The sequence below is a fragment of the Eudoraea sp. genome (assembly GCF_039969275.1).
Lineage (GTDB): Bacteria > Bacteroidota > Bacteroidia > Flavobacteriales > Flavobacteriaceae > Eudoraea.
This window is the reverse complement of sequence record NZ_JBDVOC010000007.1, coordinates 114,649-138,367: the sequence shown is the minus strand read 5'-3', so window position 1 is coordinate 138,367 and position 23,719 is coordinate 114,649. Positions and strand designations below refer to the sequence as shown.

19 protein-coding genes and 1 riboswitch are annotated in these 23,719 nt (G+C 37.2%); of the genes, 8 read left to right on the top strand and 11 right to left on the bottom strand.

Annotated features, from left to right (window positions below):
• Positions 1-50: 50 nt before the first annotated feature.
• The gene (locus ABJH90_RS05230; protein ID WP_348137229.1) at positions 51-551 is read right to left on the bottom strand and encodes a dihydrofolate reductase; all 501 of its coding nucleotides are present in this window, start codon (positions 549-551) and stop codon (positions 51-53) included.
• The gene (locus tag ABJH90_RS05225) at positions 551-934 is read right to left on the bottom strand and encodes a 2TM domain-containing protein (RefSeq protein WP_348137227.1); all 384 of its coding nucleotides are present in this window, start codon (positions 932-934) and stop codon (positions 551-553) included. Before ABJH90_RS05225 ends, ABJH90_RS05230 begins: the two co-directional genes overlap by 1 nt.
• 61 nt (positions 935-995) lie before the next feature.
• Here ABJH90_RS05225 and ABJH90_RS05220 point away from each other — a divergent pair, with 61 nt between their 5' ends.
• Complete coding sequence (locus tag ABJH90_RS05220) at positions 996-2,081, top strand: aminotransferase class V-fold PLP-dependent enzyme (protein ID WP_348137225.1); 1,086 nt, start codon at positions 996-998, stop codon at positions 2,079-2,081.
• Positions 2,082-2,234: 153 nt separating this feature from the next.
• Complete coding sequence (locus ABJH90_RS05215; RefSeq protein ID WP_348137223.1) at positions 2,235-2,531, top strand: isoamylase early set domain-containing protein; 297 nt, start codon at positions 2,235-2,237, stop codon at positions 2,529-2,531.
• A 52-nt stretch (positions 2,532-2,583) separates the two neighbouring features.
• On the opposite strand, the gene ABJH90_RS05210 is transcribed toward ABJH90_RS05215, so the two are convergent.
• From ABJH90_RS05210 to ABJH90_RS05175, 8 genes are all read right to left on the bottom strand, one after another.
• Complete coding sequence (locus tag ABJH90_RS05210) at positions 2,584-2,865, bottom strand: DUF427 domain-containing protein (RefSeq protein WP_348137221.1); 282 nt, start codon at positions 2,863-2,865, stop codon at positions 2,584-2,586.
• Positions 2,866-2,867: 2 nt separating this feature from the next.
• Positions 2,868-3,836: an L-histidine N(alpha)-methyltransferase gene (gene egtD / locus ABJH90_RS05205; protein ID WP_348137219.1), complete on the bottom strand. Its 969-nt coding sequence runs from the start codon at positions 3,834-3,836 to the stop codon at positions 2,868-2,870.
• 16 nt (positions 3,837-3,852) lie between these two features.
• Positions 3,853-5,013: an ergothioneine biosynthesis protein EgtB gene (gene egtB / locus ABJH90_RS05200; RefSeq protein WP_348137217.1), complete on the bottom strand. Its 1,161-nt coding sequence runs from the start codon at positions 5,011-5,013 to the stop codon at positions 3,853-3,855.
• A 58-nt stretch (positions 5,014-5,071) separates the two neighbouring features.
• On the bottom strand, positions 5,072-5,896 hold the full coding sequence (locus tag ABJH90_RS05195; protein ID WP_348137215.1) for a thymidylate synthase: 825 nt from the start codon (positions 5,894-5,896) through the stop codon (positions 5,072-5,074).
• 107 nt (positions 5,897-6,003) lie between these two features.
• Positions 6,004-7,467, bottom strand: coding sequence for a nucleoside transporter C-terminal domain-containing protein (locus ABJH90_RS05190; protein WP_348137213.1), 1,464 nt, complete (start codon positions 7,465-7,467; stop codon positions 6,004-6,006).
• Between the two features lie 18 nt (positions 7,468-7,485).
• Positions 7,486-8,115, bottom strand: coding sequence for a bifunctional nuclease family protein (locus tag ABJH90_RS05185; RefSeq protein WP_348137211.1), 630 nt, complete (start codon positions 8,113-8,115; stop codon positions 7,486-7,488).
• A gap of 84 nt (positions 8,116-8,199) precedes the next feature.
• A complete protein-coding gene (locus tag ABJH90_RS05180) occupies positions 8,200-9,168 on the bottom strand; it encodes an electron transfer flavoprotein subunit alpha/FixB family protein (RefSeq protein WP_348137209.1) in 969 nt (322 codons plus the stop codon).
• 59 nt (positions 9,169-9,227) lie between these two features.
• The gene (locus ABJH90_RS05175) at positions 9,228-9,974 is read right to left on the bottom strand and encodes an electron transfer flavoprotein subunit beta/FixA family protein (protein ID WP_348137207.1); all 747 of its coding nucleotides are present in this window, start codon (positions 9,972-9,974) and stop codon (positions 9,228-9,230) included.
• A 184-nt stretch (positions 9,975-10,158) separates the two neighbouring features.
• Here ABJH90_RS05175 and ABJH90_RS05170 point away from each other — a divergent pair, with 184 nt between their 5' ends.
• The 3 genes from ABJH90_RS05170 to ABJH90_RS05160 all read left to right on the top strand — a co-directional run bounded on the left by ABJH90_RS05170 (position 10,159) and on the right by ABJH90_RS05160 (position 16,266).
• The gene (locus ABJH90_RS05170; RefSeq protein WP_348137205.1) at positions 10,159-11,136 is read left to right on the top strand and encodes a pyruvate dehydrogenase complex E1 component subunit beta; all 978 of its coding nucleotides are present in this window, start codon (positions 10,159-10,161) and stop codon (positions 11,134-11,136) included.
• Positions 11,137-11,295: 159 nt separating this feature from the next.
• Positions 11,296-13,788, top strand: coding sequence for a DUF5686 family protein (locus ABJH90_RS05165; protein ID WP_348137203.1), 2,493 nt, complete (start codon positions 11,296-11,298; stop codon positions 13,786-13,788).
• A gap of 87 nt (positions 13,789-13,875) precedes the next feature.
• Positions 13,876-16,266 carry a sodium-translocating pyrophosphatase gene (locus tag ABJH90_RS05160; RefSeq protein ID WP_348137201.1) on the top strand — a complete coding sequence of 797 codons (2,391 nt, stop codon included), beginning with the start codon at positions 13,876-13,878 and terminating at the stop codon, positions 16,264-16,266.
• A 65-nt stretch (positions 16,267-16,331) separates the two neighbouring features.
• Here the strand turns inward: ABJH90_RS05160 and ABJH90_RS05155 are convergent, their stop codons facing one another.
• A complete protein-coding gene (locus ABJH90_RS05155) occupies positions 16,332-16,946 on the bottom strand; it encodes a deoxynucleoside kinase (protein WP_348137199.1) in 615 nt (204 codons plus the stop codon).
• A 355-nt stretch (positions 16,947-17,301) separates the two neighbouring features.
• Here ABJH90_RS05155 and metK point away from each other — a divergent pair, with 355 nt between their 5' ends.
• From metK to thrA, 3 genes are all read left to right on the top strand, one after another.
• Entirely contained in the window at positions 17,302-18,558 is a 1,257-nt protein-coding gene (metK, locus tag ABJH90_RS05150) for a methionine adenosyltransferase (protein WP_348137197.1), read from the top strand.
• 76 nt (positions 18,559-18,634) lie between these two features.
• Positions 18,635-18,746, top strand: a riboswitch (SAM riboswitch).
• A 181-nt stretch (positions 18,747-18,927) separates the two neighbouring features.
• Positions 18,928-20,220, top strand: coding sequence for an O-acetylhomoserine aminocarboxypropyltransferase/cysteine synthase family protein (locus ABJH90_RS05145; RefSeq protein WP_348137195.1), 1,293 nt, complete (start codon positions 18,928-18,930; stop codon positions 20,218-20,220).
• 90 nt (positions 20,221-20,310) lie between these two features.
• The gene (gene thrA / locus ABJH90_RS05140) at positions 20,311-23,715 is read left to right on the top strand and encodes a bifunctional aspartate kinase/homoserine dehydrogenase I (RefSeq protein ID WP_348137193.1); all 3,405 of its coding nucleotides are present in this window, start codon (positions 20,311-20,313) and stop codon (positions 23,713-23,715) included.
• Positions 23,716-23,719: the final 4 nt, after the last annotated feature.

Genomic DNA, 23,719 nt, shown 5'->3' with positions numbered 1-23,719 from the left:
CTAAAAAGCATAGCTTATACGCAAGTTAAAATGGGAAAATTTAGATTTTCCTAGATATTACGTCTTTGGTAGGTGAGATAGGTAAAGTTGTAATTATGTCTTTCATCACTTGAGTGAAATTCCTCCTTAATCAGTTTCCATACTTTTTTATCTATTTCCGGAAAATGTGCATCAGCGTCAAAAGATTCATGAACTTTGGTGATTTCCAGGACATCAGCATGAGGCATCCCCAAGTCATAGATTTCTCCTCCACCAATAATATAGGAAATGGGATCATCTTGTACTAGATTCAAAGCTTCATCGATAGAATGAACCACAATACATGAGGGCAAATCCAGACTGTAATTGTGGTCTCGTGTAATAATTATATGTGTGCGATTTGGCAGGGGTTTTGGAAAACTTTCAAATGTTTTCCTACCCATAATAATTTTATGGCCAGTAGTTAATTGCTTAAAACGTTTAAAGTCGTCTGGAAGGTGCCATATAAGATCATTATCCTTTCCTAAGGCATTATTCTTTCCAATGGCAGCTATCATAACAATTTTACCCACTAATCTTTTTTTTTATAATTGGTCATCGGAAAATCGGTTTCAATTTCATTTTGAAGTTCCTTTATTCGCTGCCTTTGTTTTGCAATTAATTTTTCTCGCTGTTCACGTTCCCATTCAATTCCCATAAATTTTTGAGTAACATAGACATTTACGATATGGACTACAAATAAGAATGCCCAAAATATAATTGCCCATATAAACCAGTTATACTCTTCACCGTATTTCAGAATTTTATTGATCAAAATAAGAAAGACACTCCCGATAAGAAATAGTACAAAATGAACGTAAAGATTTTTTTTCTGTTTGATTCGCTTATGTGCGTACTCCAGCTGTTCATGCTGCTCTTTGTCTATAATGGACTCACTTTTATTTCCAGAAAACATTCTAATAATTATCTTTAGATACAAAGATACAGCAAATCAGAAATTACAATAACTATCAAAGATGCTAAATAATAGAAAATCATATCCAGTCCTTAACCATTGTATTTATGCAAATACGGCCGCATATGGTCTTTTAGGCGATGAGCTTTTGGAGTGGCGCCAAAATCACGATTTGGATTATTTAGTTGGTGGGAGTTCTATGAAAATTGAGAGTTTAGGCCTCATAAGCGAAGCAAGACAAATGGTTGGAAAGTTTTTTATGTGCAGGAAGGATCTGGTAGCACTGGTTCCTAACTTTTCCTTGGGACTGAATATACTTCTCGAAGGATTAGATAGTAGAGAACATATATTGCTACTTGAAAATGACTACCCTTCCGTTAATTGGCCTTTTGAAAGCCGAGGTTTTGAAATTTCTTATACTAAAATTGATGAACAGTTGGAGCAGAATATTTTAGAAAAAGTTAGGAACAATTCTATAACAGTACTAGCGCTTAGTTTGGTTCAATGGATAAATGGAATACGTATAGATCTGGATTTTCTAAAAGCGTTGAAAGATGAATTCCCACAGCTTCTGATCATTGCCGACGGCACTCAATTTTGTGGGGCTTTTGAAATAGATTTTGAAAACTCAGGTATCGATGTACTTGGAGCGAGTGGGTATAAATGGCTGTTAGCAGGAACAGGTAATGGATTTATGTTATTTAAAGATATAGCCAAAAGAAGGTTCACAATTAAAACTACGGGATTCAATTCCGCTAATGCCGTTATCACCGCAAAGAATACTATACCCTTTAATAAACACTTTGAGCCAGGGCATCTGGATAGTCTAAATTTTGGAAGTCTGAAATGTGCACTAGAGATACTGAATGATATAGGGATGAAAGAAATTGCGGAGCATAATGAGAATTTAAGTAAAAAGGCCAGTAAGGGTTTTGACGAATTAGGTTTGTTAAACAAAGATGTTATCCATAGAAATCTGCATAGTACCATTTTTAACATTAAAGGCAACGATGCGTTATTTAACCATTTAAGGAAAGAAAATGTGGTCTGCTCCAGACGTGGAGAAGGTATCCGACTTAGTTTTCACCATTATAATACGGTTAAAGACATAGATTCCATTTTAGAGATCATTAGAAAGATTATGTAGGAATTACCTACTTGAAAAAAGAACCCATACCTTTTTACTAAAGTGAACTAAAAGACATTAATATTTTAAGAAATCAATAATTATGATTTTAATCATTGGAAATGAGGAATTTAATGTACTATTTTTGCAGCGTAATCACAAAATTAAAATATTATGTCAATCGCAAAACAATATTTAAAAACAAAGCCAGTATGCAAGGTTACTTTTACAGTGCCTGCTGAAGACGCAAAAAAAGTTGCTGTAGTCGGAGATTTCAATAATTGGAATCCAAAAGGAAGCATGCTTAAGAAACTTAAAAACGGAACTTTTAAAGGAACGTTTGATTTACCAAAGGAGAATACTTACGAGTTTAAATACCTCGTAGATGGAAATTATGTTAATGAAACAGAAGCAGACCGTTATCAGTGGAATGAATTTGCTGGTTCAGAAAATGCTGTATTAGATCTGTAATTAACAATTAGTGTTAAAGCGACCGGGTTGTTCTATGAACATCCCGGTTTTTTTATTCAACAATTTCTACGCCCTTCCAAAAAGCCACAGACCCTTTTATTTGTTTTGCCAGTTCACTGATCTCAGGGTAATGCCAAGCCGCATCTTTATTTTCTGCCCCGTTAACCTCCAGGGTATAATATGATGCTACACCTTTCCAGGGGCACGTACTATGTGTTGTACTGGGTTTAAAATATTCTTTTTTAATGCTTTCAGCTGGAAAATAATGATTGTTCTCAACTACAACTGTATCGTTACTTTCCGCAATAATTGTATCATTCCAAATGGCTTTCATAACTACTTTTTTAAAATATAGTTTTTATAAAATTTATTCTCATCGCTAAAAATTCTGCTTATCTCCATTCCAGCTTTATCGGCTAACCACGAGACTACATTGTCGTCATATTTTTGCGAAATTTCTGTATGTATAGTTTCCCATGCATTAAAAGTTACGGTAAGATCAAGCCCGTTAACATGAATTGTCTGATTTTCCTTGGACACCAAATAACTTTTAGCAGTACCTGTTTCCGGGTCATATACTTCCCAATGTAAGAACTTATCGAGATCAAAATTGGCATCCAACTCACGGTTTATTCTGGCTAGCAAATTTTTATTAAATCTTTCGGTAATCCCTGCAGTGTCATTGTAGGCATTTAAGATGGTCTGCGGATCTTTTTTTTGATCAAAACCAATAAAGAAAAGATCATCGTCATTCATTAATTCTTGTATACTCATCAAAAATTCTACCGCCTGCGGATGAAGTAAATTACCAATATTTGAACCCAGAAACATGATAACCTTCCTCTTGCGTTGCATTGTGCAGAGCTGTTCAAGCGTTTCAAAATAGGTTCCCTGCAAAGACTTAACTTTTACCGATGGAAGTTCATTACTTATTGACTCCTCAAGTTGATTCAGAGCATTCTCGCTAATATCTATAGGGACATACTGAAAGGGAACCTCCTCAGTCGCAAGTTGTCTTAACAGAATTTTGGTTTTCTTTCCATCTCCTGCGCCCAGTTCAATAAGGTCGAACTCCTTTGAATCTTTAAAAAATGCCCGGCATATTTCATCTTTAAACTTATCGAGGATTTTATACTCGCAATTTGTCAGATAGTATTCTGGCATGTCCATAATTTCCTGAAACAATTTATCTCCTATTTCATCATAGAAATATTTTGAAGATAAATGTTTAGGAAAATCAGTAAGTCCTTTATACACGTCTTTATGGAATTGAGACGTTGAAATCAATGTGGTTTTTTGTTGCATGATGCTTTTGTCGGAATTATTTGGCCAACCTTAACCCGGTATACTGCCATCTTAGATGGGGGTGAAAAAAATTACGGTATGTAGGGCGCGTATGATTCGATGGTGTGCCGAAAGATCCTCCCCTAAGGACTTTTTGACTTACCATAAATTTGCCATTATACTCACCCAGTGCCCCCTCTTCTTTATGATAACCAGGGTAAGGCAGGTATGCGCTTTCTGTCCATTCCCATCGGTGGCCCCATGGGAAATATTTATGCGCTACTTCCCATTCAAACTCAGTTGGCAAGCGGCAGCCTTTCCATTGTGCAAAGGCAAAGGCCTCAAAATAGGAAAGATGAGAAACTGAGGTATCCGGACTAATTTTTTGTAGTCCTTCAAGGGTATAGTTATGCCATTCTCCGTCAATATTATGCCAGTATAAAGGGGAAGAAATCTGATTTTTACAAACCCAATCCCATCCTTCGGCATGCCAAAATTCAAATGAATTATACCCGCCGTCATTAATAAATTCCAAATATTCTTTATTGGTAATAAGCCTATTTGAAATTTCGTAAGCATGCAAATAAACCTTATGTCTTCCTAGTTCATTGTCAAAGCAAAATGAATCCAGGTTGTGGCCAATTTCATAAATGCCGGGATCAATTGAAACCCAATCCTGTTGGTGACTTTCTTCCCTATGCTCATTAATTGAATCTTTATAGGCCGGTAAAAGTGGATTATTACCAAGAATGTATTTGATGTCCGTTAATAACAGTTCCTGATGTTGCTTTTCATGGTGTATGCCAATTTCTAAAAGTTGAAGTAGTTTCTCTTCTGGTTCTTTATCCAAAAGTGTTTTAATAGCATTAGTCACATAATTTCTGTAAGCATATACCTTTTGGACTGATGGTCTTGAAAGATTACCACGGTCCGCACGGATTACTCTTTTCCCCACAGTTTCATAATAGCTGTTGAATACAAATGAAAAGTCCTCATCGTAAACTTTATAATCCTTTAAAAATGGCTTAAGAAGAAACTCTTCAAAGAACCAGGTCGTATGTCCGAGATGCCATTTAGGTGGGGAAACATCTTCTATAGGCTGAACCACATAGTCCTCAATTTCCAGAGGGGAACATATAGCTTCGCTTTCTTTTCTGGTGACTAGGAATGTGTCCAGGAGTGTCTCGGTAAGGAGCATAACGCAATTTTTCTTTTAAATATAGGAATTTATGCGCGGAGATAAAATTATTTAATAATTACACAGCTACAGCCCCTTTTATATGAGGATATGGATCATAATATAACAGCTTAAAATCTTCAAATTTAAAATCAAAGATATTTTTGACTTCAGGGCTGAGGACCATTTTCGGTAATGGTCTGGGCTCTCTGCTGAGTTGTAGCTCTATTTGCTCTAAGTGATTGTTATATATATGTGCGTCGCCAAAAGTATGGATAAATTCACCTGGGGCATAACCACAAACCTGAGCAATCATAAGTGTAAAGAGGGCATAGGAAGCGATATTAAAAGGAACCCCTAAAAAAATGTCGGCACTTCTTTGATATAACTGACAGGATAATTTTCCGTCAGAAACGTAAAACTGAAAAAAAGCATGACAGGGGGGAAGTGCCGCTTTTCCGTTAGCAACATTTTCTGAAAAAGATTTTGAAGTATCTGGTAACACACTGGGGTTCCATGCGGTTACCAGCATCCTACGACTATCCGGATTTTCTTTTAAGGTTTTAATGACATCGGAAATCTGGTCTATCTGCTCCCCATTCCAATTGCGCCACTGATGACCGTATACAGGTCCTAATTCTCCATTTTCATCTGCCCATTCGTTCCAGATCCGGACGCTATTTTCCTGCAGGTAATTAATATTGGTATCCCCTTTTAAGAACCATAGCAATTCATAAATAATGGATTTTAAATGCAGTTTTTTGGTGGTAACCATAGGAAACCCCTCGCTGAGGTCAAAACGCATTTGGTAGCCAAAGACACTTAAAGTACCGGTTCCGGTCCTGTCAGATTTTTGTGCACCTGTTTTAAGAACATGCTTTAGTAGATCGTGGTATTGCTTCATAAAATTAATCTTTCAAAGACGAATTTAATGAAAGATAGATTGGATTAGTTTTTGAGTTTTAAAAACTTATTAACCAACTCCGGTATGATATTTTCCTTTTAAAAGGGCTACCCCAGAATCATCCCAGCAATAGTAGCTGATAGCAAGGAAGCAAGTGTTCCTCCTAAGACCGCTCGCATACCAAATTCAGAGAGTGTTTTTCTCTGGCCGGGTGCTAAAGAGCCAATTCCACCTATTTGAATTCCAATTGAAGCAAAATTGGCAAAACCGCATAACATATAGGTGCCCATAATTATAGATTTATTAAAGGCAAAATGTGTAGGGTTAAGGACATTTTTTAATTCTGCCAATTGTATATAACCTACAAATTCACTTGCTGCCAGTTTTATGCCCAATAATTGGCCCATTAGCATAATATCCTGAGTATTTACTCCAATAAGCCACATCAATGGAGCGAAGACTGCGCCCAAAATAGCTTCAAGTGAAAATGAATCGTATACAGTGTTTGAAGAAATCCATTCATTGAGCGTAGTAAAGTCGCCAATCCAGCCCAAAATGCCATTAATCATAGCAATAAAAGCAATAAAAACCAATAACATTGCCCCAACATTTACTGCCAGTTTTAGCCCTTCGGTTGTGCCGTTAGCAATTGCATCAAGAAGATTGGAACCTATTTTTTCATTAGATATTTTGACCTCTTTGTTTACGGCTTCTGTTTGCGGATAAAGTATTTTAGATACCACTATGGCTCCTGGAGCGGCCATAACAGAAGCTGCCAATAAATGCCGTGCGAATTCTAAACGAAGTATTTCATCTGTCCCTCCAAGAAAACCAATATAGGCGGCCAATACCCCGCCAGCTACAGTAGCCATTCCGCCAATCATGACCAATAATATTTCAGACCGGTTCATTTTCTCTAAATATGCTTTTATGAGTAAAGGTGATTCCGTTTGTCCTAAAAATATATTACCAGCAACAGATAGGCTTTCAGCACCGGAGATACCCAACGTTTTTGTTAGTAACCAGGCTAAAGCTTTGACAATCTTTTGTATAATTCCCAAATAAAATAGTACAGATGTAAGCGCAGAAAAGAAAATGATGGTGGGTAGAATCTGGAACGCAAAGACATATCCAATGTTTGGATTATCTACATTCAACAAGTTACCCAATAGAAATTCACTGCCGGCAAGCGTATAATCAAGAATATTTACAAAAAATTGTCCTGCGACTCTAAAAATATCTTGAATTAAAGGTACCTGCAAAATACCTATGGCGAGTAGGAGTTGAACCCCAAGACCTATACTTGTAGTTTTCCAATTAATTGCTTTTCGGTTCGCACTAAAGATATAGGATATTAAAATGAGCATAAACATCCCTAAAACCCCTCTCCAAAGTGAGTTTATTGAGAACCCCTGATTAGGAGTTATTACGTCTATTGTCTGGGAGGTAATGTCATTTAAGGTAGTCGTATCTATCGTAATTGACAGAGAATCCGGAATATTAGCTGTCTGGGCTATTACAGGAAATGAAAAAATGAATAAAAATAAAAGAATCCAAAACCTGAGGTTCATAGAAGAGATGCTAAATTATCAATTGCGCTTGGAGATTTCATCCCTCAATTTTGCAGCTTTTTCATAATCTTCGTTGGCAACAGCCTTGTCTAATTCCTTGTTGAGTTCTTCGAGGCTTAATTCCTTATATGGAGTAGTTGTACCCGGATCTATTTCGACAGTTTCACCTTCCTGTAGAATCTCATCAACTACAATACTGTCATCTCCCTCTTCCTTGTCTTTATCCTTTGAAGAAAACTTAAGGAAAATACCGGCTTTGTCCAAAATGGTTTTATAAGTAAAAATTGGTGCGTTAAAGCGAAGAGCAAGAGCAATAGCATCACTTGTCCTCGCATCTATTATTTCTTCAATTTTATCTCGCTCACAGATAATGCTGGAATAAAATACACCATCCACAAGTTTATGGATGATTACCTGCTTTACGACTATATCAAACCGGTCAGAAAAATTTTTGAAAAGGTCATGAGTTAAAGGTCTGGGTGGTTTAATCTCCTTTTCCAGTGCAATAGCAATTGATTGCGCCTCGAAAGCCCCAATAACAATTGGCAGTTTTCTGTCGCCATCCACTTCATTTAGAATAAGGGCATAAGCCCCGTTTTGTGTTTGGCTATAGGAAATTCCTTTTATTTTTAACCTTACTAAGCTCATATTTGTCTTTAAACCTCAAATGGCTGTTTAAATAAAGGATGCACATATATTTAATAGCCTTTTAGGGGCACAAATTAACAAAAATTAAGCGTTTTGGGCCTTAAATTCTTTTAATTTTTCGATGAGTTTGGGTACTACTTCGAAGGCATCACCCACTACACCATAATCTGCAGCCTTAAAAAACGGTGCTTCCGGATCAGTATTAATTACAACTTTTACCTTAGAAGCATTAACTCCCGCCAGGTGTTGGATTGCTCCTGAGATCCCTATTGCAATATAAAGATTACTAGCCACAGGTTTCCCTGTTTGTCCAACATGTTCACTATGTGATCGCCACCCCATATCCGATACGGGTTTAGAGCAGGCAGTGGCAGCTCCGAGAACATCGGCTAATTCTTCGATAATACCCCAATTTTCCGGACCTTTCAATCCTCTACCTCCGGACACGATTATATCTGCATCAGCAATAGTCGCCTTACCAACTACTTTGTCGATATTCACTGATTGAACAGAGAAATCGGAATCATTTAAAGTTGGTTCAAAGTTTTCCACCTTTGGACTTAATTTATTTTCAAATATTCCATAGGCATTACTAGATACCCCAATAATATTTATATTCGTTTTGAATTGTGTATGGGCAAAACCTTTGTTGCTAAAAGCCGTCCTTTTTACTACTAGAGGATTTGTACTTAGTGGTGCAGCAACGACATTAGTGCAGTATCCAGCTTTTAATATCCCTGCGAGGACGGAAGCCATATATTTGGTATCTGTACTGGAACTAACAACAATAGCACTGGCTCCTTCATTTTCCACTGCCTGAGCAACAGCTGTTGCGACTGCCTTTGCGTTAAAAATGGATAGTTTATCGCTGGTAACTTTCAATATTTTTGAAACTCCATAATTTCCAATTACCTCGGAATCCGGGACATTAATAGTTATAGCGGTAACTGAAGTGCTTAATTGTTCCGCTAACTTGTACGCATAAGAGGCAGTCTCGAATGCATTTTTTTTGAATTTACCGTTATCGGATTCCGTATAAACAAGTACTGACATAATTTTCTTTTAAAGATTAATTTCAAAATTTCAGTGAACTTTGAAACCTGATTTAATATTTAGATGACCTTTGCTTCATTGTGTAACAGATCAATTAATTGGGAAATATTATCTGCTTCCACTAGTTTCACTGCGCCTTTCGCCGCTGGTTTTTCAAATTTAATATCTTCTGTTCCATGGTTAGCTTCAACTGGTTCCAGAATATTTAGCTTTTTTTGACGAGCCATCATAATACCCCTCATATTTGGAATACGAAGGTCACTTTCATCTACCAGACCTTTTTGTCCACCAATAATTAGGGGAAGCGTAGTAGAGATTTTTTCCTTACCACCATCAATTTCCCGAATGGCCGTAACAGTATTTCCTTCAACCTCCAGCCCTATGCAGGTATTTATAAAATTAAAATTTAAAATGGCTGACATCATACCAGGAACCATACCCCCATTATAGTCTATGGATTCTCTGCCCGCTATGATTAGATCATAAGCGCCAGTTTTAATAACTTCGGTGAGCTGCTGTGCGACAAACAGACCATCTGTTGGTTCTGCATTAATACGGACAGCCTCATCTGCACCGATTGCCAGAGCTTTTCTAATTGTTGGTTCAACTGTAGCCCCCCCCACGGTGGCTACATGAATAGTTGCTCCCTGCTTTTCTTTAAACCACATGGCACGGGTTAAACCAAATTCATCGTTTGGATTAATTACAAACTGTACGCCATTGGTATCAAATTTAGTATCTCCTTCAGTAAAATTGATTTTGGAAGTAGTATCCGGTACGTTACTGATACAAACTAATATCTTCATATTTATTTTGCGTTTTATGCATTCAAAAGTGGGTACTAAGATAACTATTAATTTTCAAATTTACTATGCACGCATAGTAAATTTTGCATCTTTTTTTAATACCCTGGCAGGGTTAATTGGTAGATATTTTCCTATTTTTGTTGGCATTTGAAAATGAATTTTTTAAAAGGGGGATCACAATAGGATGAAGACCATACAATTTAGGCAGGCAATTGCTGAGGCAATGACAGAAGAGATGCGAAGAGATGAGTCCATTTATTTAATGGGTGAAGAGGTCGCAGAATATAATGGCGCCTATAAGGCATCAAAAGGAATGTTAGACGAATTTGGTCCGGATCGTGTTCTAGATACTCCAATTTCTGAATTAGGTTTTGCAGGAATAGGTGTTGGATCTGCGATGAACGGTAACAGGCCAATCATTGAATTTATGACCTTTAATTTTGCTCTGGTGGGTATAGATCAGATAATAAATAATGCTGCAAAAATTAGACAGATGTCCGGGGGGCAGTTTAATTGCCCAATTGTTTTTCGTGGTCCTACAGGTTCTGCGGGCCAATTGGCTGCTACGCACTCACAGGCATTTGAAAGCTGGTTTGCCAATTGTCCGGGATTAAAAGTGGTTGTGCCATCTAATCCAAATGATGCTAAAGGACTTTTGAAAATGGCAATTCGCGATGATGACCCGGTTATCTTTATGGAGTCTGAACAAATGTATGGAGATAAAGGTGAAGTTCCTGAAGGAGATTATACTATTCCTCTGGGAGTAGCTGAAATAAAAAGAGAAGGTAAAGATGTTACCATTGTTTCTTTTGGAAAAATCATTAAGGAAGCTTATAAAGCTGCGGACGAATTGGAGAAGGAAGGAATTAGTTGTGAGATTATAGACCTGCGTACCGTAAAGCCAATGGATCAGGAAGCGATATTAAAATCTGTAAAGAAAACAAACAGATTAGTCATTCTTGAAGAGGCGTGGCCATTTGGAAACGTTGCAACGGAGATAACTTATTTGGTGCAATCAGAGGCTTTTGATTATCTGGACGCACCTGTTGTAAAAATAAACACCGCAGATACTCCTGCACCTTACTCTCCAGTATTGTTGGAAGAATGGATCCCTAACCACAAGGATGTGATTAAGGCTGTTAAAAAGGTATTATATAAATAAACAAAGTGATTTTGTAAAGGTATCTTAGCTTCGTCGACAAAGCGTGGACGGAGCTTTTTTATAAAAGGAATTCTATTCGAAGTCAATTTACCCTAAACTATTACTGCTAATTTTGTGCTTTCGACTAGTTTGGATCGAGAATTGCAATATGCCATATTAATGAAAAGATTCCTGTTATTTATTCTTTTATTATGTCCCATATTTATCTGGTCTCAGACAAAAGCTGGTGGTGTTGTAGTAGATGAGGAAGGAGAACCTGTAGCATTTGCTAATGTTGTATTTAAAGGGTCTACCGAGGGTGCCATAACTAACGAAGATGGCTTATTCTATTTGGAATCTTCAAAAAAATACAACTCCCTGATCATATCGTTTATTGGCTATAAAACTGAAGAATTAGAATTGCCAAAACGAGTAAACTATAATCTCAAAGCTGTGATGTTTCAGGGTGAACAGTTAGATGAAGTCGTGGTATATGTGGGGAAGCAATCTAAGAAGAATAATCCCGCAATTGATATCCTGAAGAAAATATGGGCAAAAAAGAAGATCAATGGTCTTCGAATGTTTAAGCAATATCAATATGATAAATATGAAAAGGTCGAATTTGACCTAAATTCTATTGATAGCGCTATGATGACGAGTAAGCTTTTCAAAGGAATGGAATTTGTATTTCAGGATCTTGATACTTCAAGAATTACCGGGAAAACCTATTTACCAATTTTTTTAAATGAAACCTCAAGTAAAGTATATGGTGATAACATTCTTGTAGAGACCAAAGAGGATGTTTTAGGGAATAAAAATTCCGGATTTAGTAATAATCAGGCCATAATAGGATTTGTCAAGGATCTTTATTCGGAATATGATATTTATGATAAGTATTTAAAGTTTTTTGACAAGAGTTTTCCCAGTCCGGTTTCCGAAGCCGGTATTGATGCTTATAATTACGTCCTTTCTGATAGTGCTTATATAGAAAACAAATGGTGTTACCATATTATTTATTATCCCAGGCGTAAAAATGAACTCACATTTAAAGGTGATTTTTGGGTAAACGATTCAACTTTCGCCGTAAAGAAAATCAACCTGGAAGTTACAAAAAGCGCCAATATAAATTGGGTGAAAGAAATCTATATAGAGCAGGAATTCGAGGTGGTTAATGATTCGGTATTCTTGCTAAAAAGAGATTATATGCTAAGTGATTTCAGCCTCTTTAAAAAAGAAGAATCAAAGGGAGTCTATGGAAAAAGAACCACAGTTTATGGCAATTATAATTTTAATGTAGAAAGGCCTAAACAGTTTTATAAAAATAAGACAGACCCTTTTAATCCAATAACATTTGAAAGGGATAGTGTATTTTGGGAAAATAACAGATTGGAATCGCTTAATAAAGACGAACAAGGAATTTATGCTCTCTTAGATACTTTAAAGACTGTACCACGTTTTAATACAGCTTATGACATTGTAAGTATTTTGGCATCGGGTTATATAGAAATTGATAAATGGAATATTGATCTTGGAAGTATTTATAGTGGTTTTGGGTATAATGAAGCCGAAGGAATTAGATTGAGAGGGGGGGCAAGAACTTATTTTGGACAAAATGATCCCTGGCGCATTGAAGGGTATATGGCATATGGATTTAAAGACGAAAAATTTAAGCATGGTATTTCCGGCAAATGGCTGTTAGATAAAAAAACCAGACTAATACTATCCGGGGGTAACCGCCGGGATATTGAGCAATTGGGAATTAACCTTACCCAAACAACAGATGTGCTAGGCAGAAGTGTGGCCTCTTCGGCAATATTTACAGTTGGTGCTAATGACAGGCTTACCAATATAAACCTGTCCACATTTAACGTAGATATTGAACCTGTTACCAATTTACGAATTCGATTTGGGAGCTCATATCGTACATTAAGCTCCGCACTGCCCGATGCGTTTAGTCTGGATTATTTAGATCCCACATCTCCGACAGGAATATCTTCTGAGATTAAACAGTTTGAACTAAATACGATACTACTATACACACCTGGTAAAAAAACTATTGGTAACGGGGTTGAGCGCAGAAATGTAAATGATAATTATAGTACACTTTTATTAAATTACACAAAGGGATTAAAAGGTTTTTTTCAAAGTGATTTTGAATTTGAAAAAATACAATTTTCTTACACTCAGCCATGGCAGATTGGAGGTTTTGGAAGATTGTTAAGTACTGTTGAGGTAGGTAAAACGTTCGGTGCTGTACCGCTTGGCCTTTTGAGCGTAATACCGGGAAACCAGACCTTATGGACGATTTATAATACATTTCCTAATCTAAATTTTTATGAGTTTGTAACAGATACCTATGCTACTATTCATTTGGAGCATAATTTTAATGGTCGAATTTTTTCAAGGATACCTCTTATTCGTAATTGGAATTTAAGAGAAATAGTAGGTTTAAGAGGTGCATGGGGAACTTTAACAGATGAAAATATTTTGTTAAGCAGCCCAACAAATATTCCATTAATAGCTCCTTCTGATAAGATTTACTGGGAATACTCCTTTGGCATTGGCAATATCTTCAAGGTTTTCAGAATCGACTTCAATTTCAGAGGCAATTACCTGGAGAACCCGGATGCTCGTCCTTTTAGTATTAAAGGAACATTTGGTTTTAGTTTTTAAATCTTAATGGCAGAAGATTTTATCTTTTTTATTCTAATCCATTTTACTACTTTTGCACCCGTTTTAAATTGTAAATAACTAACTAGTATGGAATTAATAGTACAAATTTTACCTGCGTTCGGTGTTTTAGCACTTCTCTTTGTTTTTGTGAAGAATGTATGGGTTTCAAAACAAGACGAAGGCGATGCCAAGATGGCAAGGATTGCTAAAAACATTGCCGATGGGGCAATGTCTTTCTTAAAGGCGGAGTACAAAATCCTATCAATTTTTGTGATAGCTGTGGCTATCCTGTTATATTTTAAGGGTAATTCTGAAGAAGGTTCTAATGGCATGGTTGCTCTGTCTTTTGTAGTAGGTGCAATTTGCTCTGCATTGGCAGGTTTTATAGGAATGCGTGTAGCTACTAAAGCAAACGTTAGGACAACACAAGCTGCCAGAGCATCTTTAGGAAAAGCACTGGAAGTTGCATTTGCCGGAGGTTCGGTTATGGGATTAGGAGTAGTTGGTTTAGGCGTTCTTGGATTGAGTGGTCTATTTATGATTTACCAGATGATTTGGCCGGGATCGGAAAACATTCCTATGGTATTGAATGTGCTTTCCGGATTTTCATTAGGAGCATCATCTATTGCATTATTTGCTCGTGTTGGTGGTGGTATTTACACTAAGGCAGCAGATGTCGGTGCAGATTTAGTAGGTAAGGTTGAAGCGGGAATTCCTGAAGATCACCCCTTAAATCCTGCGACTATTGCAGATAATGTTGGGGATAATGTTGGGGATGTTGCAGGAATGGGAGCCGATTTATTTGAATCGTTTGTTGGTTCTATTATTGGTACCATGGTCTTAGGGGCATTTATTTTCACCCCTGAATTCGGTGGATTAGGCGCAGTATATTTACCATTGGTATTGGCTGCAGTAGGTATTGTGATGTCTATTATTGGCACCTTTTTTGTTAAGGTAAAAGACGGTGGAAGCCCACATAAGGCATTAAATTTGGGTGAATTCGGATCTGGGGGATTAATGATAATTGCTTCCTATTTTATCATAACTAATATGTTACCTGAAAGTATTGAAGGTCTACCTTTTGGGGCAATGGGTGTTTTTTGGGCAACACTTGCCGGTTTAATTGCCGGTTTTGGAGTTGGTAAAATTACAGAGTACTATACAGGTACAGGAACAAAACCGGTTACTTCAATAGTAAGACAATCTAATACAGGAGCCGCTACTAATATTATAGCGGGTCTGGGAGTTGGAATGATGTCTACAGCAGTGCCGATCCTGTTAATAGCAGCAGCCATTTTAGTTTCACATCACTTTGCTGGATTATACGGAATTGCTATTGCGGCGGTTGGAATGCTGGCAAATACAGGTATTCAACTAGCAGTTGATGCTTATGGTCCTATCTCTGACAACGCAGGTGGTATTGCCGAAATGGCCGAATTGCCTAAGGAAGTTCGAGAACGTACAGATAAATTAGATGCAGTAGGTAACACAACAGCAGCTATTGGAAAAGGTTTTGCTATTGCCTCTGCGGCATTAACCGCATTGGCATTATTTGCAGCCTTTATGAAAGTGGCTAATGTTACTGCTATAGACGTTTCAAGACCGGAGATTATGGCCGGTTTATTAGTGGGAGGGATGCTTCCATTTGTATTCTCCGCATTATCTATGAATGCAGTAGGTCGGGCCGCAATGGCTATGATTGAAGAAGTCCGCAGACAGTTTAGGGATATTCCGGCTTTGCATGCTGCATTGGAAGTGATGCGCAAGTATGATTCAGATATGTCTAAGGCCACTGCAGAGGATAGAAAAATATTTGATGCTGCAGATGGCGTTGCTGAATACGATAAATGTGTAGATATATCTACTAAAGCTTCCATTAAGGAAATGGTATTACCAGGATTATTGGCTATAGCAGTACCTGTTGCTGTGGGATTTATTGGTGGTGCAGAAATGCTTGGAGGCCTTTTAGCAGGCGTAACTACTTGTGGTGTACTTATGGCAATATTTCAATCTAATGCCGGTGGTGCATGGGATAATGCCAAAAAAATGATCGAGTCAGATGGTGGTAAAGGCACGGATGCTCATAAAGCAGCTGTAGTAGGAGATACCGTAGGAGACCCTTTCAAGGATACATCAGGTCCTTCATTGAACATACTTTTAAAACTAATGTCCGTTGTAGCATTGGTGATCGCACCGAGTATTGCAATATCTTCAGATAGCTTAACGGCCTATGCTGAACAAAAAGTTATTGCAGAAGTCAAAAAGGAAGTGCATGTTGAGATGAAGAAAAACGATGACGGTCTTGTAAAGGCAGTTGTTACTATAACTACTATGGAAAACGCAACGGAAAGTACCCGTGAGCTTATATTTGAAGGTAGCGAGGAAGAAGTAAATTCGCAAATAGAGTCATTAAATGAAACCGATAATAATGCGAAAATCCGTATAGAGAAGGTTGTGAAAGAAGTGACCGAAGAATAGGGAACTATTTAAAACATCAAAAAAAATCCCTAAGCTCAGCTCAGGGATTTTTTTTATTATTAGGTTTAAAAAAGTCCGTGAATTTCGGCGTCTATTTTATTAATCACCTCGCCCAGATGTTCAGGATTATCTACAAAATTTAATTTATCCACATCAATTACCAATAAATTGCCTTTTTCATAACCATGGGCCCATGCCTCATATCGTTCGTTCAACCGACTTAAATAATCAATGGAAATAGAATTTTCGTAATCCCGGCCTCGTTTGTGAATCTGGTTCACCAAATTAGGAATTGAACTTCTTAGGTAAATTAAAAGATCAGGAGGCTCAACAAGGCTTTCCATAAGTTCAAATAGACTGGAATAGTTGCCAAAATCCCTGTTAGTCATTAAGCCCATTGCATGTAAATTAGGTGCAAAAATGTGGGCATCTTCGTAAATGGTCCTGTCCTGGATTATATTTTTCCCCGATTCCCGGATCTTTAGTATTTGTCTGTATCTGCTATTTAAAAAATAAATCTGCAGGTTAAAACTCCAACGCTCCATTTGGTTGTAAAAATCATCCAAATACGGATTGTCTACTACATCTTCAAAATGTGCCTCCCACCTGTAATGTTTTGCTAAAAGCCTGGTGAGGGTAGTTTTTCCGGCTCCTATATTTCCAGCAACGGCAATATGCATATAGTGTCTTAATTTATGGTTGGTATCTTAAATTTAAGAGAAACACAATATACAAAGTATCTTCTGGAAGAGAAAAAATAGTTGTTGAAATGCGAGAGATAATTATATTTTATCAAAATTTTTATTTCAAGGGTATTTGCGTACTTTTGTAACCATTAAATAAGAGGAAGGATTTGACTGATTGCAACCTCTTATGCAGAACCCTTTTCCGGATCAGGTAAAAATACTTTTTTAATGATCATTAAAGCTCTGTAAAAGAAAAAATGCTAAAGCAGTTTCTACAGATCAATTTGAGTTGTAAACTTCTTTTCAAGCGTCCGTCAAATCAATTTAAATTTTAAAAAAATAACTATTTATGGACTATTTGTTTACCTCGGAATCTGTGAGCGAAGGACATCCTGATAAGATAGCAGATCAGATTAGCGATGCATTATTGGATAATTTTTTAGCCTTTGACCCTGAAAGTAAAGTGGCATGTGAAACCTTGGTAACTACAGGTCAGGTTATATTGGCCGGAGAGGTTAAAAGTCATACCTATGTAGATTTACAGCAAATAGCTCGTGATGTTATTAATGAGATTGGTTATACCAAAGGTGAGTATCAGTTTAGTGGTGATTCATGCGGAGTCATCTCTTTGATACATGAGCAGTCTAAGGATATAAATCAGGGAGTAGATCGCGGAAAGAAGGAAGAGCAGGGTGCAGGTGATCAGGGTATGATGTTCGGTTATGCTACTAACGAAAGTGAAAATTATATGCCTTTGGCATTGGATATTTCACATCGAATACTTAAGGAACTATCTCTATTAAGAAAAGAAAATAAGGAGATAACTTATTTGAGACCTGATGCAAAATCACAGGTTACTATAGCGTATTCGGATGATAATACACCCGTTAGAATTGATACGATTGTAATATCTACGCAGCATGATGAGTTTGATAAGGACGATGCCAAAATGCTATCAAAAATCAAAGAAGACCTTGTTACTGTTTTAATGCCTAAAGTAATAGCAAAGTTGCCGCAAAATACCCAGGCCTTGTTTAATGATGAAATTACCTATCATATAAATCCCACCGGTAAATTTGTTATCGGAGGACCCCATGGTGATACCGGATTAACAGGAAGAAAAATTATTGTAGATACATATGGAGGAAAAGGGGCCCACGGAGGGGGTGCTTTCAGCGGGAAGGATCCTAGTAAAGTAGACCGAAGCGCCGCCTACGCAGCCAGACATGCTGCAAAAAACCTTGTTGCAGCGGGAGTTTCTGAAGAAATATTGGTGCAGGTAAGTTATGCTATTGGTGTTGTTGAGCCCACTTCAATTTTTGTAGATACTTATGGAACTTCAAAAGTGGCATTAAGTGATGGAGAAATAGCGCAGAAAGTAGCCGAACTTTTTGATATGAGACCATTTGCGATAGAAGATCGACTTAAACTGAGAAATCCTATTTATTTTGAAACAGCGGCTTATGGCCATATGGGGAAAGAACCCGTAATGATTTCTAAAGTATTTGAATCCCCATATAATGGGAGGGTTGAAAAAGAAGTAGAGTTATTCACCTGGGAGAAATTAGATATGATAGATAAGGTGAAATTGGCGTTCAATTTGTAATTTTTTGTACAAATAATAGGAATATCAGTTTTTCCATACCTATATTTGCTTTTATTAAGTTCAATCACTTATTGAAAAGTTATCAAGAAAGGTGGAGGGAATAGACCCTTTGAAGCCTTAGCAACCCTTTGTGTCCAATACGAAGAAGGTGCTAAATTCTATCACAGGAAAATTGTGACAGATAACATAAAAGAATTACCTGAGGTAATTTGTCTTTCTTTATAACATTTTATTATTTCCCTAATGCTCTATGTAGCACTTAGGTTTGGATTGTACTGAATTTTATATTTAATAACGATATAAAGATCGTGTAAAAAACAATTTGTATTAAGAACCAGTATTCATTTTGAATACATAGAAACAAACATCATGAGTGAACACAAATTTTCTACCAATGCATTACATGCCGGCCATGACACAACTTTAAATGCCGGTACCCGGGCAGTGCCAATTTATCAAAGTACAGCCTATGTTTTTAACGATTCTGAACATGCGGCTAATTTATTTTCTTTAGCGGAGTTTGGAAATATTTACAGCCGGATTAATAATCCAACGAATGATATTTTAGAACAACGACTTGCTGCACTGGAAGGTGGTATTGCTTCGGTCGTTACTTCATCGGGAACAGGAGCTATTAATACGGCCCTTTTAGTTCTGTTGAAGTCAGGAGATCATATTGTGGCCTCCAATAGCTTATATGGGGGGACATATAATTTGCTGAGTGTTACCCTACCCCGGTTTGGAATTACAACAACATTTGTTGACCCTTCAGACCCTTTAAATTTTGGGAAAGCTGTAAAGGAGAATACACGCGCAATTTTCGTAGAGTCGCTGGGGAACCCAAAGCTGGATGTTCTCGACTTAAAAGCTATTTCAGCTGAAGCAAAGGCTGCCAAAATTCCTTTTATTGTTGATAATACAGTCGCAACACCTGCCTTATTAAATCCGATTGAGCATGGAGCCAATATTGTAATTCATTCTCTTACCAAATATATCAATGGCAATGGTACAGCACTTGGTGGTGCGGTAATAGATGCCGGAACCTTTGATTGGGCAAACGGGAAATTTCCTGAATTTACAGAACCTTCAGCTGGATATCATGGTTTAGTATATCATGATGCCTTGGGACCGGCTGCATTTATTGCTAAAGTACGAATCGAAGGCTTAAGGGATCATGGCGCCTGTCTGAGCCCATTTAACGCCTTTCAAATAATCCAGGGTCTGGAAACTCTTGAGGTACGTATGAAAAAGCACAGTGATAATGCACTCGAATTGGCTGAATGGCTTGAAAACCGAGATGAAGTTACCTGGGTAAATTATCCGGGCCTGGAAAGCAGTAAATATTTTGCCGAGGCAGAGGCTTATTTACCAAAAGGACAAAGTGGGCTAATTACATTTGGTGTTAAAGGGGGTTATGATTCTGCAAAGAAAATAGCAGACGGAACGCAAATTTTTTCCTTATTGGCCAATATAGGCGATACTAAATCTTTGATAATTCATCCGGCTAGTACTACGCATCAACAATTAGATGATGCAGCACAGGAATCAACAGGAGTCACTAAGGATTTAATACGTTTATCTGTAGGATTGGAAAATCTGGATGATCTTAAAACTGATCTGGAACAGGCTTTTGCAACAATTGATAAATCTGTTCTGGCATAGAAGTTATTAAAACAATACTGATATTGGCTGAGTAGACCGTTTAACTCTTAATAGAAGCACATCTACTCAGCTTTAATTGACATCTCTTGGATGAAAGACCTGAATACGACACTTAAAAAAATAGAAATCCCTAAGTATAAAACTTATAGTGGCTTTGTGCAAGATATGGAGTTATCCTATGAATTGTTTGGTAAAGAGTTGCACTCCGCACCCATTGTAATGGTAAATCATGCCCTTACGGGAAATTCAAATGTTGCTGGGAAAAATGGTTGGTGGGCTTCATTGATTGGAGATGGAAAATGTATTGACACAAAGAAATATACTGTATTAGCCTTCAACATCCCCGGTAACGGATATGACGGATTTGTGGTTGACAATTATAAAGATTTTGTGGCTGGGGATATAGCCAGAATATTTCTTCAAGGATTGAAGGAGCTCAATATAGATCGTATTTATGCTCTTATTGGGGGTTCATTAGGAGGCGGAATCGCCTGGGAAATGGCCGCGATGAACCCATTAATAACGGAACATTTGATCCCTGTGGCTGCTGATTGGAAGTCAACAGATTGGCTCATTGCCAACTGTCAGATTCAGGAGCAATTTCTTGTAAATTCTAAGCAACCGGTCCACGATGCCAGGATGCATGCCATGTTGTGTTACAGGACTCCTCAGTCTTTTAAAGCAAGGTTTCAAAGGAGCACCAATGAAGAACTACAGGTTTTTAATGTTGAAAGCTGGCTAACGCATCATGGAAAAAAATTAAACGAAAGATTTCAACTTTCAGCTTACAAATTAGCTAACCAATTATTAAAAACTATAGATATCACAAGAGATGGAGAAGATGCATTCATCAATCTTGAGAACAGTAAAACCAATATTCATATTATAGGGGTAGATTCAGATCTTTTTTTTACAGCAAATGAGAACAAGGATACATTTAAACAGTTGGCTCAGGCTAAAAGTAATGTAACCTATGGTGAAATTCAATCTTTGCACGGTCATGATGCATTTCTGATTGAATTTGAACAAATGCAGCAATTACTCAAAGGAGTTTTTGATACTAATGGAAAATCTCAGAGAATAAAAATTTTAAAGTTTGGTGGGAAGTCACTTTCCAATGGAGAAGGCTTAGGAAGGGTATTGGATATTATAACCAATAAAGTCAATAATGGAGAAAATATTGCAGTGGTTTTATCAGCTCGTGAAAAAGCCACAGATCAATTGGAAGCTATATTAAATAAAGCTGCAAAGGGATTAGATTATCGGGAAGATTTTGAAAATTTTGAAAGTTATCAGAAACATACTTTTAAAAATATAAGTCTTTCGGAGGAATTCCTGGAATTGGTAAAGTTATTTGAAGGAGTTACTTTACTTGGGGATTATAGTGCTAAAATAAAAGACCAGGTTCTGGCTTATGGAGAGCTGATATCAGGTAAATTAATCACAAAATTGCTAATTGGAGAAGGAATCAATGCAAAATTACTTGATAGTCGCCGACTGATAAAAACAGATGATTCTTATGGAGATGCCAAATTACTGGAAGATGTATCCAGGGAAAATGTAATTCAAGAATTTTTTAAATTGAAGCCAGATGAGGTGCCTGTGATCACAGGATTTATAGCATCTACTGAGAAAGATGAAACTACCACACTAGGGCGTAATGGCAGTAATTATACTGCTTCTCTAATTGCAAACTTTTTGGACGCGGAAGAATTGCAAAATTATACTCATGTAGATGGCATTTTCACAGCGAACCCGGAATTTGTTTCTGAAGCACAAAGAATAGAGCACTTGTCATATAGTGAGGCAAATGAACTTGCTAATTTTGGAGCAACCATTTTACACGCGAAGACTATTATTCCCTTAATCGAAAAGAATATCCCACTGAGGATACTCAATACTTTTAATAATGATAATGAGGGTACACTGATTAGTGCCAAATCTAGCAAAGATGGAATTAAATCATTATCCGTTATTGAAAATGACGCGTTAATTAACCTGGAAGGGAGGGGGTTACTTGGGAAGGTCGGAATTGATGCCCGCATTTTCAGGACCCTTAGCCAAAATAATATAAGTGTAAGTATCATTTCCCAGGGTTCTTCGGAGCGAGGAATTGGATTGGTGGTTAATTCGGAGAAGGCACATTTGGCAAAAAGGGCATTAGAGATGGAATTTGAGAGTGATTTTCAATCGCGTGATATAAATACAATTACTATTGTAAGCGAAGTTTCAGTCATCTCTATAGTAGGTCAGGATCTTAGCACTTTTCACAAACCTTATAATGCGTTAATCAAGAATCAAATAGTTCCCTTATTGTTTAATAATACGATTTCAGGTAAGAATGTAAGCTTGGTTGTTAAGAAATCAGACCTCCATAAAGCGCTAAATGTAATGCACGGTCAAATTTTTGGAATTAGCAAAAAAGTTAATCTGGCAATTTTTGGACACGGGAATGTTGGGGGCACTCTAGTAGATCAGATTTTAGCTACGAGGAAGGGAATTGAAGAAAGAAAAGGGATTAATCTAAACGTATTTGCCCTGGCTAATTCAAAAAGCTTACTCTTAAACAAAGAAGGTATTTCTAAAAAATGGGAGGAGGAAATTAATGAAAAGGGCGTTCCTTATACCGTGGATCATATTTTTGATTATGCCAAAATACATCATCTTGAAAATTTAATTGCCATAGATAATACCGCAAGCCAGGATTTTGTGGCCAATTATTTTGATTTTATTGAAAATGGATTTGATCTGGTATCCTCAAATAAAATAGCTAATACCCTGGGATTTGACTACTACAGATTGATAAGAGATGAGTTGGCAAAAAAACAGAAACAATACCTGTATGAAACTAATGTAGGTGCAGGATTACCTTTGATAGATACAATAAAGCTTTTACATCTATCCGGGGAAAACATTACGCGAATTAAAGGTGTTTTTTCGGGATCTTTAAGTTATATTTTTAATACTTTTTCCGAAGAGGACACTTCCTTTTCCACGATTTTGAAAACCGCCATTTCAAATGGATTTACCGAGCCCGATCCAAGAGAGGATTTGTCCGGTAACGATGTGGGTAGAAAGTTGCTGATATTAGCTCGTGAATTGGAACTTGAAAATGAATTTGATGATATTTCAATTCAAAATCTTATACCAATATCTCTCCGTAATGGAAGTGTGCAGGAATTCTTGAATGGATTTGAAGTCCTGGATGATTTTTTTAGTAAAATCAAGGACAACCAGGAGCCGAATCATGTGCTCCGCTATGTTGGGGATTTGTATGGGGATTTACAGAAACAGAAAGGAAATCTGGAAGTAAAACTGATATCAGTCCCCAGGGAGAGTGCTTTAGGGCAGGTTAAAGGTTCTGACTCCATTATTGAGATTTATACCGAGTCATATGGCGAACATCCATTGGTAATTCAGGGTGCAGGAGCCGGTGCGGCCGTAACTGCTCGTGGGGTTTTTGGAGATGTTTTACGTATTGCAGAAAAAATTTGATCGT

Bases quoted from the DNA above. Each gene is read 5' to 3' on its own strand.
- egtD (WP_348137219.1), bottom strand. From the start codon at position 3,836: ATGCAACAAAAAACCACATTGATTTCAACGTCTCAATTCCATAAAGAC.
- ABJH90_RS05170 (WP_348137205.1), top strand. From the start codon at position 10,159: ATGAAGACCATACAATTTAGGCAGGCAATTGCTGAGGCAATGACAGAA.
- ABJH90_RS05225 (WP_348137227.1), bottom strand. From the start codon at position 934: ATGTTTTCTGGAAATAAAAGTGAGTCCATTATAGACAAAGAGCAGCAT.
- ABJH90_RS05210 (WP_348137221.1), bottom strand. From the start codon at position 2,865: ATGAAAGCCATTTGGAATGATACAATTATTGCGGAAAGTAACGATACA.
- thrA (WP_348137193.1), top strand. From the start codon at position 20,311: ATGAAAGACCTGAATACGACACTTAAAAAAATAGAAATCCCTAAGTAT.
- ABJH90_RS05195 (WP_348137215.1), bottom strand. From the start codon at position 5,896: ATGAAGCAATACCACGATCTACTAAAGCATGTTCTTAAAACAGGTGCA.
- ABJH90_RS05190 (WP_348137213.1), bottom strand. From the start codon at position 7,467: ATGAACCTCAGGTTTTGGATTCTTTTATTTTTATTCATTTTTTCATTT.
- egtB (WP_348137217.1), bottom strand. From the start codon at position 5,013: ATGCTCCTTACCGAGACACTCCTGGACACATTCCTAGTCACCAGAAAA.
- ABJH90_RS05215 (WP_348137223.1), top strand. From the start codon at position 2,235: ATGTCAATCGCAAAACAATATTTAAAAACAAAGCCAGTATGCAAGGTT.
- ABJH90_RS05185 (WP_348137211.1), bottom strand. From the start codon at position 8,115: ATGAGCTTAGTAAGGTTAAAAATAAAAGGAATTTCCTATAGCCAAACA.
- ABJH90_RS05160 (WP_348137201.1), top strand. From the start codon at position 13,876: ATGGAATTAATAGTACAAATTTTACCTGCGTTCGGTGTTTTAGCACTT.
- ABJH90_RS05145 (WP_348137195.1), top strand. From the start codon at position 18,928: ATGAGTGAACACAAATTTTCTACCAATGCATTACATGCCGGCCATGAC.
- ABJH90_RS05180 (WP_348137209.1), bottom strand. From the start codon at position 9,168: ATGTCAGTACTTGTTTATACGGAATCCGATAACGGTAAATTCAAAAAA.
- ABJH90_RS05220 (WP_348137225.1), top strand. From the start codon at position 996: ATGCTAAATAATAGAAAATCATATCCAGTCCTTAACCATTGTATTTAT.
- ABJH90_RS05165 (WP_348137203.1), top strand. From the start codon at position 11,296: ATGAAAAGATTCCTGTTATTTATTCTTTTATTATGTCCCATATTTATC.
- ABJH90_RS05175 (WP_348137207.1), bottom strand. From the start codon at position 9,974: ATGAAGATATTAGTTTGTATCAGTAACGTACCGGATACTACTTCCAAA.
- metK (WP_348137197.1), top strand. From the start codon at position 17,302: ATGGACTATTTGTTTACCTCGGAATCTGTGAGCGAAGGACATCCTGAT.
- ABJH90_RS05155 (WP_348137199.1), bottom strand. From the start codon at position 16,946: ATGCATATTGCCGTTGCTGGAAATATAGGAGCCGGAAAAACTACCCTC.